Annotated in this window: 12 protein-coding genes; 9 read left to right on the forward strand and 3 right to left on the reverse strand. The window is 42.1% G+C overall.

What is annotated here, in order from left to right; all coding sequences use genetic code 11:
- The first annotated feature begins 459 nt into the window (after window positions 1-459).
- From bcsE to R7041_RS13905, 6 genes are all read left to right on the forward strand, one after another.
- A complete protein-coding gene (gene bcsE, locus R7041_RS13880) occupies window positions 460-2043 on the forward strand; it encodes a cellulose biosynthesis protein BcsE (RefSeq protein WP_064369050.1) in 1584 nt (527 codons plus the stop codon).
- Window positions 2040-2216 carry a hypothetical protein gene (locus R7041_RS13885; protein ID WP_172797322.1) on the forward strand — a complete coding sequence of 59 codons (177 nt, stop codon included), beginning with the start codon at window positions 2040-2042 and terminating at the stop codon, window positions 2214-2216. The genes bcsE and R7041_RS13885 overlap by 4 nt, the downstream gene beginning before the upstream one ends.
- On the forward strand, window positions 2216-3841 hold the full coding sequence (gene bcsG / locus R7041_RS13890; protein ID WP_206949750.1) for a cellulose biosynthesis protein BcsG: 1626 nt from the start codon (window positions 2216-2218) through the stop codon (window positions 3839-3841). The genes R7041_RS13885 and bcsG overlap by 1 nt, the downstream gene beginning before the upstream one ends.
- A gap of 153 nt (window positions 3842-3994) precedes the next feature.
- Window positions 3995-4912 (forward strand): SPFH domain-containing protein, encoded by a 918-nt coding sequence (locus R7041_RS13895; RefSeq protein WP_054575231.1) that lies wholly within the window; start codon window positions 3995-3997, stop codon window positions 4910-4912.
- A 3-nt stretch (window positions 4913-4915) separates the two neighbouring features.
- Complete coding sequence (locus R7041_RS13900; RefSeq protein WP_017634826.1) at window positions 4916-5377, forward strand: NfeD family protein; 462 nt, start codon at window positions 4916-4918, stop codon at window positions 5375-5377.
- A gap of 617 nt (window positions 5378-5994) precedes the next feature.
- Window positions 5995-6177: a hypothetical protein gene (locus R7041_RS13905; RefSeq protein WP_021707681.1), complete on the forward strand. Its 183-nt coding sequence runs from the start codon at window positions 5995-5997 to the stop codon at window positions 6175-6177.
- Between the two features lie 40 nt (window positions 6178-6217).
- Here R7041_RS13905 and R7041_RS13910 read toward each other — a convergent pair whose 3' ends face one another.
- From R7041_RS13910 to zipA, 3 genes are all read right to left on the reverse strand, one after another.
- Entirely contained in the window at window positions 6218-7627 is a 1410-nt protein-coding gene (locus R7041_RS13910; RefSeq protein ID WP_005382055.1) for a hypothetical protein, read from the reverse strand.
- A gap of 510 nt (window positions 7628-8137) precedes the next feature.
- Window positions 8138-10150, reverse strand: coding sequence for an NAD-dependent DNA ligase LigA (ligA, locus tag R7041_RS13915; protein WP_064369049.1), 2013 nt, complete (start codon window positions 10148-10150; stop codon window positions 8138-8140).
- A gap of 90 nt (window positions 10151-10240) precedes the next feature.
- Window positions 10241-11197, reverse strand: coding sequence for a cell division protein ZipA (gene zipA, locus R7041_RS13920; protein WP_064369048.1), 957 nt, complete (start codon window positions 11195-11197; stop codon window positions 10241-10243).
- 251 nt (window positions 11198-11448) lie between these two features.
- Here zipA and cysZ point away from each other — a divergent pair, with 251 nt between their 5' ends.
- The 3 genes from cysZ (at window position 11449) to R7041_RS13935 (ending at window position 13883) form a co-directional block, all read left to right on the forward strand.
- Complete coding sequence (cysZ, locus tag R7041_RS13925) at window positions 11449-12192, forward strand: sulfate transporter CysZ (protein WP_064369115.1); 744 nt, start codon at window positions 11449-11451, stop codon at window positions 12190-12192.
- A 164-nt stretch (window positions 12193-12356) separates the two neighbouring features.
- Complete coding sequence (gene cysK / locus R7041_RS13930) at window positions 12357-13325, forward strand: cysteine synthase A (protein ID WP_005382045.1); 969 nt, start codon at window positions 12357-12359, stop codon at window positions 13323-13325.
- A gap of 300 nt (window positions 13326-13625) precedes the next feature.
- On the forward strand, window positions 13626-13883 hold the full coding sequence (locus R7041_RS13935; protein WP_005382043.1) for an HPr family phosphocarrier protein: 258 nt from the start codon (window positions 13626-13628) through the stop codon (window positions 13881-13883).
- The last annotated feature ends 126 nt before the right edge of the window (window positions 13884-14009 follow it).

The following is a 14009-nucleotide window of genomic DNA, read 5'->3' on the forward strand; positions in this document are numbered from 1 at the left end:
CAATGTAACGGAGCTTAAACTGAGATAACAGCAATCCCGCCACTATCATTTTCAGTATAAATTCCATTGTTAAAAAATTGACGCATCGACCTATGCGTCTCATATTTATAGAACGATGATGAATGTGAATAAGTTTATTTATAGCCCATATAAATAACAAAGGCCTAAATAATATTTAACTTCAGAAAAAAGGATTACAATAATGAATTGTTACCATCCATTTAATACATATAAGAAATTTAAATATTTTAAATGAGAATCATAGACTTAGAGACTATTGATTTTAAACTCATAAACATCATGTGAAGCACATGCTATAACTATTTTAATTTCTGATCAATTTCGTTTAATATCTTAGCGTCATTTTCTTGTCACTAAGAAAATCAAAATTGTAACGATTAGCATACAACGGATTTTGAGCTTCACAAAATACATTAAGTTATTGATTTAAGGATCTTTATGTCATCACTCTCTGAATCATCTGCTATTAAAAACGAACGAGAGATAAACTCTGTTTATGTAAACTTATTTACTCATAAAAAGATGCTTATTGATTATTTGTTCAGTACACTACCGGAAAATGACAACACTTCACTTACAAGCTTTACAGACAAAGAAACTTTTTTGTCCACATTGAATGATGAAGCCTTAATGAAATTCAATGACTTATCTAAAACCCACCTTGAACAGTGTTTTTTTCTTAGTCATAAATTCACAAAAAAAACACCCAAAGCTATAAATCTTGCTAAAGACATTCACCAAACGAACATAAAGAAGTTTTCTACATGTCTATTAGTTGTTCCAGACTCGCTACTATCATCAACTAATGATGATTTTATAAGTGTCTTTCTACAAAGCTTAAATGAGCTGGCAAATAATAAAAAAATCACTATTAGTGTTTGTATATATGGGCATCTGACGACTTCACTATTAAAGCCCATTCTTATTTCTCACAATAGACACATTGCAGGTTTGGCGACCATGACATCATTAGATGACGCTCGCTACTGCTATCTTGTGGATTTTTGGTCCAATAAACACGGTGTAATTACCCAACACGAATACATTCTCACTAAAACTAAAGATAAAACACTAAAAGCAACGTCTTACGAAACGCATCAATCTCATGTCATGCCAGAAGACAAATCGGATAGCGATAGAATCTATGTCAGCAGAAGAGCTTTCAGAGAAAGCGTGAAAGCCCCAAAAGGGATGCGTGTGGCAGAGAGCAATCAAGGACTCATAGCGATGCTAGACAACCCTCGCTCTTCAACGATTATTTTCAGCTGCGATAACCAAAGCGAAGTTCAACAGATCGCGTTAGATTGCTACCGTTTAAGGTCCGCATATGGCCGTCGACTAAAGATTATTGTCAGGGAGACCCAACAATGTCTGAGATATGCAGATGAAAAGTTCTTGCTTCGCGCGGGGGCAAACTTCATTTCTCACGCGCAAATCCCCCACATGCGCTTTATGACTCAGGTTGAAGCAATTCAAGGCCAAATGCTTACACGCCCAATTCCTGAAAGTTTAGAGGCGCTCTTAAAATATGACTTTGAGTTTGGTAGCAAAGGCTACTTACAAAACCAGGATTTTAGTCAATACTGTATTGACGTCATTTCCCACTCAACACACTCAAGTGTGAACTTTGCACTTATAAAGCTGAACTTATTGCCAGGTATGACTGCAGAGGAATGTTTACGTCTTTGTCATATTCGAAGAGATGGCGACGTTGTGACAGCCTGCAACAAAGCTCTATATGTCGTGTTCAGTGCTATTCGACAAAGCGATATTGATATTGCGCTAAACAATATATTTGAGTTTCCAGTGAGAGACCTATTTCACTCGACCCACACGTTTGATACCCAATTAGATATCGAAACAGAGTTAAAATTCATCGTTCAAGATGCCGCTGTCATATCCGACGACGTTTCAGCTCTGGCGACAGAGAGGAAAATATTCCATACCGCCACTAACTCCATTGCTGATGTTCCTCCTTTGTTTGCTGTGAAAAAAACCATTGATCTCAAGGAACGTTCATGAATATTAACGATTTTTTACTGACCGTGTGTATCAGTTCAGGTATTGGCCTACTCCTAGGATACTTTCTACGTGACCTAGTAAACGCTACCCGACGCTTTTACCACAAACACTTAAAACGCTCGCGCTATTTTGAGCTAGATACATCAGCCACTAACACCAAGAAGCTTAAGTAATGACATCGCATTCTCATGACTCTACCCCCCTCACTATAGGATTGGGCTGGTGGAACATTTACTTTATCGCAAAAACAGCGCTCTATTTTCAAGGAATCATCGATTTCCATCCAATGGAAAACTTTGCGCTGTTGATCTTCATCCTGCTTCCTATCTCGATGAAAAGCCTAAATGCGGTGCGCCATATCGTTTCATTTGTCGCCGCAGCGTGGCTCTTGCATTACGATTCTTACCTACCTCCTCTAAACCGTCTTTGGGCTCAAGCGGGACAGTTAATGCAGTTTGAATCGAGTTATCTGGTCGAGCTTTTGGGACGATTTTTATCATTCCAAGCAATACTCGGATTGCTCGCTTTGTGTGGTGCGTACTTTATTTTGAGCAAGTTTGTTAGGGTTTCAGTCTTTGTGGTTATTGCGATGATCTATATAAGTATTCCTATGACGACTGAACCTCAGACAACAGTGGCTGCAGAAGTAGCCCAACAACAGCCAACAACCGAGGTTACTGCTAGCAAACAACCTCAAATAACGGAAATTAATGATGCCAGTCTCAACACGTTAACTGCAGATTTCTTTTCTAAAGAAGCTTCCCGACATGTAACATTCGATACCAACAGCGCAATGGATGCTCCTTTTGATTTGCTGTTCTTGAGTATTTGTTCGGTCGCGTGGGATGACATCGAAATTGCAGGACTGGCTGATCATCCTCTGTTCAAAGAGTTTGACATCATGTTCGACAATTTTAGCTCCGCTACGTCATACAGTGGGCCTGCTGTCATTCGTCTGCTACGAGCCAATTGTGGTCAACAAGAACACAGTCAACTGTTCCAGCCAGCACCATCAAAGCAGTGCTACTTGTTCGAAAGTTTGAAAGAACTAGGCTTCACAGAAAATTTACTGATGAACCACAATGGTGTCTTTGATAGCTTCCTTGAATTGATCAAAAAAGACGGCGACTTACAAGCGGCTCTTATGTCTCAAGAAGACTTAACTCCTTACCAAAAATCTTTTGATGGCTCTTCGATCTTCCGCGATAAGCAAGTATTGGATAATTGGTGGCAGCAAAGACTTAACAGTAGTGACGACAAAGTCGTGGCACTCTACAACTCAATTTCACTACATGATGGCAACAGGATCATCAATGCGAATTCAAGCACATCTATTGCTAGCTACAAAATGCGCCTTGAGAATTTGCTTGATGATCTCCACGCGTTCTTTAAAACCTTAGAGTCCTCAAAACGCAACATCGTTGTCGCTTTGGTACCAGAACATGGTGGTGGAATGCGAGGAGACCGCATGCAAATTTCGGGTATGCGAGAAATTCCTGCACCGACAATCATTCATACACCGGTAGGAATTAAAATCTTCGGAGAAGGAATTCAGCGTCAGGGCGACACCGAACACGTAAGCGAGCCATCTAGCTATCTGGCATTGTCGCAGCTCGTTTCGAATATCCTGGATAAAAACATTTATCAAAGTAAGACGTTTAGCCCTTCAATATTGACAGAGAACCTACCAGAAACACGAGTTGTCGCGCAGAACTCAGGCTCTACTGTGATTGAAGTACAAGGGAAATATTATGTTTCTCTTGATGGTTCAAGTTGGATTGAATACCCCGCGAAATAGCGAGAATAAAACCATGCAATGACAAAGGCCGGTGTTTCCGGCCTTTGTCATATAAAAAACCAATAACCTCTCAAAGGTCTCAGAACTTCAATTGTCTATTGTCTATAAATAGGTAAAAATGGATCGAATATTATGCACTTAAGGGAATAACTCATGCCAATTGATTCACTGATCACCATCGGTATTTTCGTCGTTCTTGCTGTCGTTATCTTATCTTCAGCCATTAAAACGGTTCCGCAAGGAAACAACTGGACAGTTGAACGCTTCGGACGCTACACCCACACATTAAAGCCGGGTTTAAACTTGATCATTCCATTCGTTGATAAAGTTGGTCAAAAAGTAAATATGATGGAGCGCGTTCTCGATATTCCTGCGCAAGAGGTCATTTCAAAAGATAACGCTAACGTGGTTATTGACGCTGTCGGATTTGTTCAAGTGATCGATGCTGCAAAAGCGGCTTATGAAGTCAACGATTTAGAACACGCTATTAGAAACTTGACCCTTACCAACATTCGTACCGTTTTAGGTTCAATGGAACTGGACGAAATGCTGAGCCAACGCGACATGATCAACTCTAAGCTGTTGGCGATCGTTGACCAAGCAACAAACCCTTGGGGCGTAAAAGTCACACGAATTGAGATTAAAGATGTCCAGCCACCAGCCGATCTGACCGCTGCAATGAATGCGCAAATGAAAGCCGAGCGTAATAAGCGTGCGGAAATTCTTGAAGCAGAAGGGGTTCGCCAAGCTGAGATATTAAAGGCCGAAGGTCATAAACAATCAGAGATATTAAAAGCTGAAGGCGAAAAGCAGTCTGCTATTCTCCATGCAGAAGCACGTGAGCGTGCCGCGCAAGCAGAAGCAAAAGCGACTTACATGGTTTCCGAAGCCATTGCAAAAGGTGACATGCAAGCCGTCAATTACTTCATTGCACAGGGTTATACCGAAGCGATCAAGAGCATTGGTCAAGCCGAAAATGGTAAAATCATTATGCTTCCATTAGAAGCAACCGGACTAATGGGCTCGGTTGCAGGGATAGCAGAGATGTTTAAACAACAAGATAAAGATTAATTTATGGACTTTTTTAGTTTGTTGGAAGGTATCTCTTTCTGGCATTGGCTAGCGTTTGGCTTTGCTCTTTTAGCAGTTGAGCTACTTGGTACCGCAGGGTATTTTCTCTGGCTCGGGATGTCTGCACTTATCGTTGGAGCACTCATGACCGTTTTGCCAATGAGCTGGCAATTGCAATGGCTTTGCTTTGCAAGCTTCAGCTTAATCACCACCTGGCTTTGGTGGCGACGACAATGGTCTAAAGACAAGCAAGAAGACCAAGAAAGAGATCTGAACCAAAAGTACAAGCAGTTAATTGGGCGTACTCTTATCCTTGAAGAAGACTTTTCCGTCGGGCTCAATCGCATCAAGGTAGCCGATACCACATGGTCCGCACAATCGGATCAAGCACTTCCAGCCGGTACCCGCGTAAGAATCACCGATGTTGAAGGTATTATTTTAATCATTGAGCCTGATTCTAATTAATTTATGCCAAAGTAATGGGGCAAATCATGCTCCATTACTTTAATCTAAACAACTGCTTTCATTTCATTACCTTAATTAAAATCGAGAAAAAAATAAGTATTAGTAATATTATTAATACCCTACCTACCATTTCCTATTATTTAATTATTCAACACACGACAATCAATAAGATAGAAATATATCTAGGTAAATTATCGATCTAAATTTATTTTAAAAAATAAAACTTTATTGAATTATTTTTTGATCTTTTTATCCTCGGATACATACTTAACGCATAAGCATTTAAGTTGAGTGCTTTTTATTTGGTAAGTAAGAGGATGTACTATGAATAAGCTTCTCTTTTTAATGTTGTGCGGTATTTTTTCTTTTTCTTCCTTTGCCTACAACAACGGAAACGGCGGTACAACTAATTTGGGACCTATAGTCGAATGTAAGATGCCAAGTGGCGACGTTACGAATATTCCAAGTGAAATGTGTCGATTTAGAGGTGGGGAATGGGAATAGTAAAGAAGTAAGAGCTTAGTTTGATATAATAGCCCTATTCAACCTTGCCTTTCTGCGTAGTCACGGTTTATACAAGCACGTAGATATTTAAAGTTTATATTAAGGTGATTATTATGAGATTTTTATCTGGTCTATTAGTAATATCTTTTGCCATAATTCCGTTAACCACTCATGCTAATGGTGCATCCGGTGGTCGTACGTTAGGCCCAGAGATAAAGTGTGAGTTGCCAAACGGTAATGTACATATGTTGCCACCGTTATATTGCAAAATATACGACGGCCGAGAAGTGAAATAGAAAAGGAGCCTAGCGGCTCCTTTTATTATCTAATTAAGTATTAGTGGAAGCTGTAAGGGATAAGAACTTGTAGACGTAAGTCTGTTTCATCCGCATCGCCAGCACCTGCGTACTCATCACGTTCTAGGATTGTACCGTGTAAACGAATGGTAGAACCTTTAAGCGCGCCACTTTGTAGTGAGTAAGATACTGTTGCGTTAACTGCGTATTCGCTTTCGTAATCCCAGTCACCTGATGCTCCGCTTGCTGCAGAGTCAGCGCCAGTACCGTAACCAAAGCCTAGGTAGTAGTTCCAGCCGTTACCTTGGTTGTAAGATAGACGGTTGTACCATGCTAGCTCACCCGCTTTGTTCCAGTCAGACAGCGCGTCCCACCACTGAGACCAAGTACCATTGTTCATACCATATGTATGAATAGTACGAGGAACGAAGTCCGCACGGTTATCTGTGTCTGTGTAGCGCAACTCAGACATCCAAGCTAGCTTGCCGAAAGATTGATTCAAAGATAGACCAGTGTGGAAACCTAGACCATCGTATTTCACATCATCGTCAACACCGTAGAAATCAAATGCTAGAGTTGTACGATCGCTCACTGTGTACTTCAAATACGCTTTGTAAGATGTGTTATCAGTCTCGTTGTGGTAGCTAGTCACTTGACCTGCACCCCAGTCAACACCATTTGCATATTGAACGCCAGTTGCTTGGCCTAGGCCAAGTTGCATAAACAGGCTGTCAGTTAGGTTACCATTTAGACCTAGAGAGTGTAGGTAGCTCCATGACGTGTCAGACCAAAGCGCTGGTGCGTAATCATCTTCGTGAAGCAGCCAAGGTGCTGTAAATTGGTCTGCGCCAAAGTAGCTTAGGTTGAAATCACCAAGTTTAGCGTTAAGTTCGAAACCACGGTAAGTACCAGGTACAAAGCTCCAAACGTTACCGATTGTACCGTTACCACCAGCCTGTAACATACCGAAACGAGCATTAAAGTTTTCGTTTGCTTTGAATTTCAGCGCTGCTTTGTAAACTTTAAGCTGCTGACCATCACCTGCACCCCAGTCTAGGTTGTTACAAGTTGAGATTTCGTTACATAGGTAGCCTTCGTTTGAATTGTAAAGACTATCGTTGTAAAGATCGCCAGAGTAGTAAGCCGCAACATCTGCGCCCACCCAACCATCGTGGTAGCCAGAAGTGAAGTCTAAAATTGCGTTGTAAGAAGAGTAGTTTAGACGACTCCAACGGTCACCATTTTCACCGCCGGGCTTACCTGTTGTACGAGTTCGTGAACGAGTATCAACTATGAATAATGCATTCAGACTTGAGTCTTGCATAAATTCGTTCACTTTCTCTACGTACTCGCCACCTGCTGCACTTTCAGTAGACGCTGTAGCTGGAGCGACAGCAACAACACCAAACATTGCTGCGGTTAACGCTGAAACCTTAAAAAATTTGTCCATGGAAAAACTCCTAAAAATGGATATAGCTGTATTTTTCTATCTCACCTTTAGTTGGCCGCCGAAGGAGAGAAGTAAATTCCTGATCAAACCTCATTATTTCTAATTTGGCTTTTTTTAGTTCCTGCATACACACCGTGTATCCACGTGATTAAGACTAACTTCGCAGCTAAAAACATCCAAATGGAACTTATTTTTTTTCTAAAAAAATATGAGCCACTCCAAAGTTCCATATAACTTATTGATCCAGATCTTATTTTTAACAACATCAACACAACACAATAAATTATTATTTAAAATCAAACACTTAAATTGAACTTAAAAGTATCAACTTGAAGTCACTCGCAGACTAAAAAAGCCAAAAAAACCAATAACCCAAGGTTCGATCTTGATCACTGAAATGAACAAAGGCATCAATTACTCAATAAAAAAACACTTAATTATGAACAATAAAAAGCCCCGCATGCTTACCATACGGGGCTTTTAGTTATTTTTTAGCTTTTTTGAGAAGACTTAATTCATCAGTTCGAGTAAGTCTTGTTCGGTTTTAATTTCGATACCCAGTTCTTGTGCCTTTGCGAGCTTCGAACCTGCATTTTCACCAGCAAACAAAATATCGGTTTTCTTAGAAACACTACCCGTCACTTTAGCCCCCAGTGCTTGGAGGGCTTCTTTGGCTTCTGTACGCCCCAGTTGAGAAAGTGTTCCCGTTAATACTACTGTTTTACCTTCTAATGGTAATTCCCCCACCTGCTCAGTAGTATTAATCTCTGGCCAATGAATTCCTTGTTCAAGCAAATCTTTAACCACCGCTTGGTTCTGTTCTTCACTAAAGAAAGTCGTAATATGTTGAGCAACCACAGCACCGATGTCTTGCACTTCAATCAACTGCTCTTCGGTAGCATTTTGGATCGCTCCCAACGTTTTAAAGTGCATTGCTAAGTTTGCTGCGGTTGCCTCGCCAACTTCACGGATCCCCAGTGAATACAAAAACCGAGGTAAAGTTGTTTCTTTGGATTTTTCTAACGCATTCACAATATTCTGCGCAGACTTTGGCCCCATGCGATCTAGTACGGTTAAAATCCCCGCTGATAACTTAAATAAGTCAGCAGGAGTTTTCACCATCTCACGATCAACAAGCTGCTCGATCACTTTATCGCCTAAACCGTCAACGTCTAATGCTTTACGAGAAACAAAGTGCTTTAGCGCTTGTTTGCGTTGGGCTTGGCAAACTAAGCCCCCCATACAACGTGTTACCGCTTCTCCTTCGATCCGCTCAACATGCGAACCACAAACAGGACACTGAGTTGGGAAAACAATATCTCGAGCTGTTTCTGGTCGACGCTCTTTGATGACAGATACGACTTGCGGAATAACATCGCCAGCACGGCGGATCACAACGTGATCACCAATCTTGACCTGCAGACGTTCTATCTCATCTGCGTTATGAAGCGTCGCATTACTTACCGTTACCCCGCCAACAAATACAGGCTCTAGTTTAGCAACAGGTGTAATCGCACCAGTGCGACCGACTTGGAACTCCACTTCATTCAGTGTCGTCATTTCTTCCTGTGCTGGGAACTTGTAGGCAATCGCCCAACGTGGAGCGCGAGCAACAAACCCCAGACGCTCTTGCACGGCAATATCGTCAATTTTAATAACGACACCATCGATCTCATAAGGGAGGGCATCACGACGCTGCAATATATCTTGGTAGTAAGCTTTTACATCCGCCAAGCTTTCAACTCGCTTAGTTTCCGGACACATTGGCAGTCCCCAAGATTTGATTTGCAAAAAGCGTTCGTAATGACTTGCTGCCAATTCTGCGCCTTGCACCACGCCTACACTGTATGCATAGAAGCTAAGCGGACGAGAAGCCGTAATACGTGAATCCAATTGTCGTAAGCTACCTGCCGCAGCGTTACGTGGATTAACAAAGATTTTCTCGCCTTTCTTCCTTGCTAATTCATTGAGCTTTTCAAACCCAGCTTTCGGCATAAAGACTTCACCACGAACTTCAAGACGATTTGGCCAGTCATTACCTCTGAGTTTTAAAGGAATGGCTTTAATCGTACGCACATTCTCTGTGATGTTTTCACCCGTAGTACCATCGCCTCGAGTGGCCGCCTGAACTAATACGCCACTCTCATATAACAAACTTACGGCGAGTCCATCCAATTTAGGCTCACAACAGTATTCTTTCACACTCTGGCTGCCCACGCGCTCTTGTGCGCGCTTGTGGAAACTATCAAGTTCACTATCATCAAACGCGTTATCAAGCGAAAGCATCGGTACTTCATGTGTCACTTGGCTAAACGCAGAGAGAGGTTGTCCACCGACACGTTGGCTTGGCGAGTCTACGGTTATTAAGTCAGGGTTCTCAGCTTCAATATCCAGTAACTCTCGCATTAAACGGTCGTACTCGGCATCAGGGATCTCTGGGTTATCTTCCACGTAGTAACGCACAGCGTGGTAATGCAACGACTCTTTTAGTTCTTCTAGTCGCTGAAGTACTGATTCAGACATAGTAAAGCCCCGTGTATTTTCAATCGGTGAGGTTGGGAAATCCAAGAAAAAGGGCTCCATCCGGAGCCCTATTATTATTTGCTGTTAAGATTATGCGTTAGCGGCAGTAAACTCAACTATTTGACGTCGATAAGATGCTAAACGATCTGGCGTCATTAAGTTGCGCTGGTCATCAAGTACGTTACCACCTAAGTCATCAGCAATTTGCTGCGCAGTTCGAAGCATTAAGTTGAAGTTCTGTTCAGCCTCGCCATAACAAGGCAATGTCATGAAGAATGAAATACCCTTCGTTGTAAACTCAGCAGGATCAGCATGCTCAAACGTACCAGGGTGCATCATATTAGCGACGCTAAACAGCACTTTGCCGTTACCGGACAAGTCGACATGACGGTGGAAAATATCCATCTCGCCATAAATTAAGCCGTTTTGTTGCATACTCTCAAATAAAGCAGTACCAACAAATGGCTCTTCACCCGCACAGTGCACATTCAATACAATCACTTGCATTTCAGATTCTGGCTTTGGCTCTTCCTTAGGCTCTGCAACGACAGGCTCACTAACCGTTTCGACTTGCTGTTCTTTCTCCGTAATATCAAACGCGGCGGGAATAGCGTCTTCTTCCACAGCGGGCTGGAATGGCTCTTCAGCTACTGTTGCTTGAACAACAGGCTCAACGTCCTCTTCTTTATCTTTTTCTGCAACAAATGAAGGGATGTCATCCGGCTCCTGCTGCGTCTGTTTGACTTCAGATGGACCACCGAATAACGGGTCAGATTCAAACTTGTTGTCGAAAGAGCTCGCCATCCCAAAATCTGGTTCTTTGCGATCTTTGCGAATGATCTCAAAGTCATCTTCAGGAGCGGGAGCGAAGTCTCGTTCTTTCTCAACAAGATCATTTTTGTCTTCTTGGTTAACATCCAGCTTACCAAGTGGCTTGTTACCAAACTTTGCTTTGCCTTCTTTTTTACTGCTCCATAAACCATGAAACAGTAATGCCGCGATGGCTAATGCGCCAACAACAATGAGTACGAATCGCAATTCCTGCATTATTTACTCTCAATATACTTGTTTTTACTACTCGCAGTTCCTTGAGCAGCAACCCAAGTGCAATAAATCTGAATGATACGTTTACTTTACCAAAACTATATGTAGATTTAGAACAACTTAATGCAAGAAGTTCCGTTTTTTGTTGTGATTCTTGCCACGATTCCACTTAACAAGACGTCATTTGTCAGGGCATTGAAAGAAAAGTCCTCACAGGTACAATGAGTTTTCATTTACACGAAGCCAAAATAGACATGAAGCAAAACAATCAGCAGAGAACCGGGTTCGGTTATTTTCTATACGGGATACAATTGGCACTTGCCCCTAAAATCAGGCGCTTTGTCATCTTACCTCTACTTGCAAATATCTTGCTTGTAGGTGGTGCCATCTTCTATCTATTTTCAAACCTTAATATATGGATAGAAGGCTGGATTGGGCAGCTGCCTGAGTTTTTATCCTGGTTAACTTACATTCTTTGGCCTTTACTCGCTCTAACGATACTCGCTACCTTCTCCTATTTTTTCAGCACGCTCGCGAACTTTATCGCCGCGCCATTCAATGGCCTCTTGGCTGAAAAAGTGGAAGAGTACTTAACGGGACAAAAAGTAAATGATGATGGTTTCACTGCCGTCCTGAAAGATGTTCCTCGCGTTTTAGCTCGTGAGTGGAGAAAGCTCCTTTACATTTTACCTAAAGCAATAGGCCTATTCCTGTTATTGCTCATCCCTGCCCTTGGACAAACAGTAGGCCCATTTTTATGGTTTATCTTTACCGCCTGGATGCTCGCGATTCAATATTGTGACTACCCGTTTGATAACCACAAAATCCCATTTAACAACATGCGTTACAAATTGAAACAAAAGCAAGGTAAGGCCTATGGCTTTGGGGTATTGGTGTCTGTATTTACGACGATCCCAATTTTGAACCTCATTGTCATGCCTGTAGCAATATGTGGTGCAACCGCTATGTGGGTCGCGGAGTTTAAGCACCAACGATAGTCGATTAGAGATTAAGGAAAGGGATCAGCGCCAGCTTTTCCCTTTTCTTTTATCAAGTTCTGGGCCAACCTAATAAGATATAACTTTTTAATCCTTTTCCCTTTTTTTCATACCGCATATTCTTCTATCCATATTCACACAACGTGTAATGAAGGAACATCACTATGAGCAAAATCTACGAAGATAACTCTCTTACTATTGGTAATACACCTCTCGTTCGTCTAAACAAAGTAAGTAAAGGCAAAGTTCTCGCGAAAATTGAAGCGCGTAACCCTAGCTTCAGTGTTAAGTGCCGTATCGGTGCAAACATGATTTGGGAAGCAGAGAAAGCGGGCCTTCTTAAGCCAGGTGTAGAGCTTGTAGAACCTACCAGTGGTAACACAGGTGTTGCTCTAGCATTCGTAGCGGCTGCTCGCGGTTACAAGCTAACATTGACCATGCCTGAATCAATGAGCCTAGAACGCCGTAAGCTACTAAAAGCACTAGGCGCGAACCTTGAGCTGACTGAAGCGGCGAAAGGCATGAAAGGGGCGATTGCTAAAGCAGAAGAAATCGTAGCAAGCAACCCTGAGAAGTACCTACTTCTTCAACAATTTGACAACCCAGCGAACCCAGAAATCCACGAAAAGACTACGGGCCCTGAGATTTGGGAAGCGACAGACGGTGAAATCGACGTATTCGTTGCTGGTGTTGGTACGGGCGGTACTATCACAGGTACAAGCCGTTACATCAAAGGTGAAAAAGGCAAAGCCATCACTTCTGTTGCAGTTGAGCCAGCAGAGTCTCCGGTTATTGCACAAGCACTTGCTGGCGAAGAAATCCAACCTGCCCCACACAAAATTCAAGGTATCGGTGCTGGTTTCATCCCTGGTAACCTCGATTTAGACATTATTGACCGTGTTGAGCAAGTTACCTCAGAAGAAGCGATTGAGATGGCTCGTCGCCTAATGGAAGAGGAAGGTATCCTAGCTGGTATCTCATCTGGCGCAGCGGTTGTTGCAGCGAACCGACTTGCAGAACTACCTGAATTTGAAGGAAAAACAATTGTAACTGTCTTGCCAAGTTCCGGTGAGCGTTACCTAAGTACAGCACTCTTTGCAGGTATCTTTACCGAAAAAGAGAACCAACAATAATATGTGTTCAAATCAATTTTTAGTTTAAAAAAGCCCCGTTTAGGGGCTTTTTTGTTGATCCCTGCCCTACCTTTGGTAATATCAGGGTGTTTTATTTCTAGCTTCAAAATAAAGAAGCAGAACACAAAAAGGTTTCAAAGTGATTACGCACGCAAACAGTTGCGTAGTTACCAAACTTTTGACTAGTATCAGAACTGACGCGCTTTGAACTCTTCCCGTGCTAGCGCACAAGATGTAAAGCAGTTAAGCTAAAATCTGGTCACAAACTAACAAAAAAATACATTTATTGGGGTATATCACATGTACGAGAAGCAAGTAGAAATCACAGCAGAAAACGGCCTTCACACTCGTCCAGCTGCACAGTTTGTTAAAGAAGCAAAAGCATTCGACGCAGACATCACTGTGACTTCTAACGGTAAAAGCGCTAGCGCTAAGAGCCTGTTCAAACTACAAACACTAGGCCTAGTAAAAGGTACTCAAGTTACTATTTCTGCTGAAGGCCCACAAGCTCAGCAAGCAGTTGACCACCTAGTTGCTCTAATGGACCAACTACACTAATCCGGTCTCCTACTCCAGAAGCCATTTTGTGAAAGCAAAATGGCTTCGTTGGAAATAGGCTCAAAACTAAGCTAAAACTATTCGTTAGCGCACCCATTATTCTCCCGTTTTATAAAGTTGACCAAA

The sequence above is a fragment of the Vibrio sp. 1751 genome (genome assembly GCF_033339895.1).
GTDB lineage: Bacteria > Pseudomonadota > Gammaproteobacteria > Enterobacterales > Vibrionaceae > Vibrio > Vibrio alginolyticus.

Excerpts from the sequence above, each read along its gene's own strand:
- bcsE (WP_064369050.1), top strand. The coding sequence starts at position 460 with ATGTCATCACTCTCTGAATCATCTGCTATTAAAAACGAACGAGAGATA.
- R7041_RS13885 (WP_172797322.1), top strand. The coding sequence starts at position 2,040 with ATGAATATTAACGATTTTTTACTGACCGTGTGTATCAGTTCAGGTATT.
- bcsG (WP_206949750.1), top strand. The coding sequence starts at position 2,216 with ATGACATCGCATTCTCATGACTCTACCCCCCTCACTATAGGATTGGGC.
- R7041_RS13895 (WP_054575231.1), top strand. The coding sequence starts at position 3,995 with ATGCCAATTGATTCACTGATCACCATCGGTATTTTCGTCGTTCTTGCT.
- R7041_RS13900 (WP_017634826.1), top strand. The coding sequence starts at position 4,916 with ATGGACTTTTTTAGTTTGTTGGAAGGTATCTCTTTCTGGCATTGGCTA.
- R7041_RS13905 (WP_021707681.1), top strand. The coding sequence starts at position 5,995 with ATGAGATTTTTATCTGGTCTATTAGTAATATCTTTTGCCATAATTCCG.
- R7041_RS13910 (WP_005382055.1), bottom strand. The coding sequence starts at position 7,627 with ATGGACAAATTTTTTAAGGTTTCAGCGTTAACCGCAGCAATGTTTGGT.
- ligA (WP_064369049.1), bottom strand. The coding sequence starts at position 10,150 with ATGTCTGAATCAGTACTTCAGCGACTAGAAGAACTAAAAGAGTCGTTG.
- zipA (WP_064369048.1), bottom strand. The coding sequence starts at position 11,197 with ATGCAGGAATTGCGATTCGTACTCATTGTTGTTGGCGCATTAGCCATC.
- cysZ (WP_064369115.1), top strand. The coding sequence starts at position 11,449 with ATGAAGCAAAACAATCAGCAGAGAACCGGGTTCGGTTATTTTCTATAC.
- cysK (WP_005382045.1), top strand. The coding sequence starts at position 12,357 with ATGAGCAAAATCTACGAAGATAACTCTCTTACTATTGGTAATACACCT.
- R7041_RS13935 (WP_005382043.1), top strand. The coding sequence starts at position 13,626 with ATGTACGAGAAGCAAGTAGAAATCACAGCAGAAAACGGCCTTCACACT.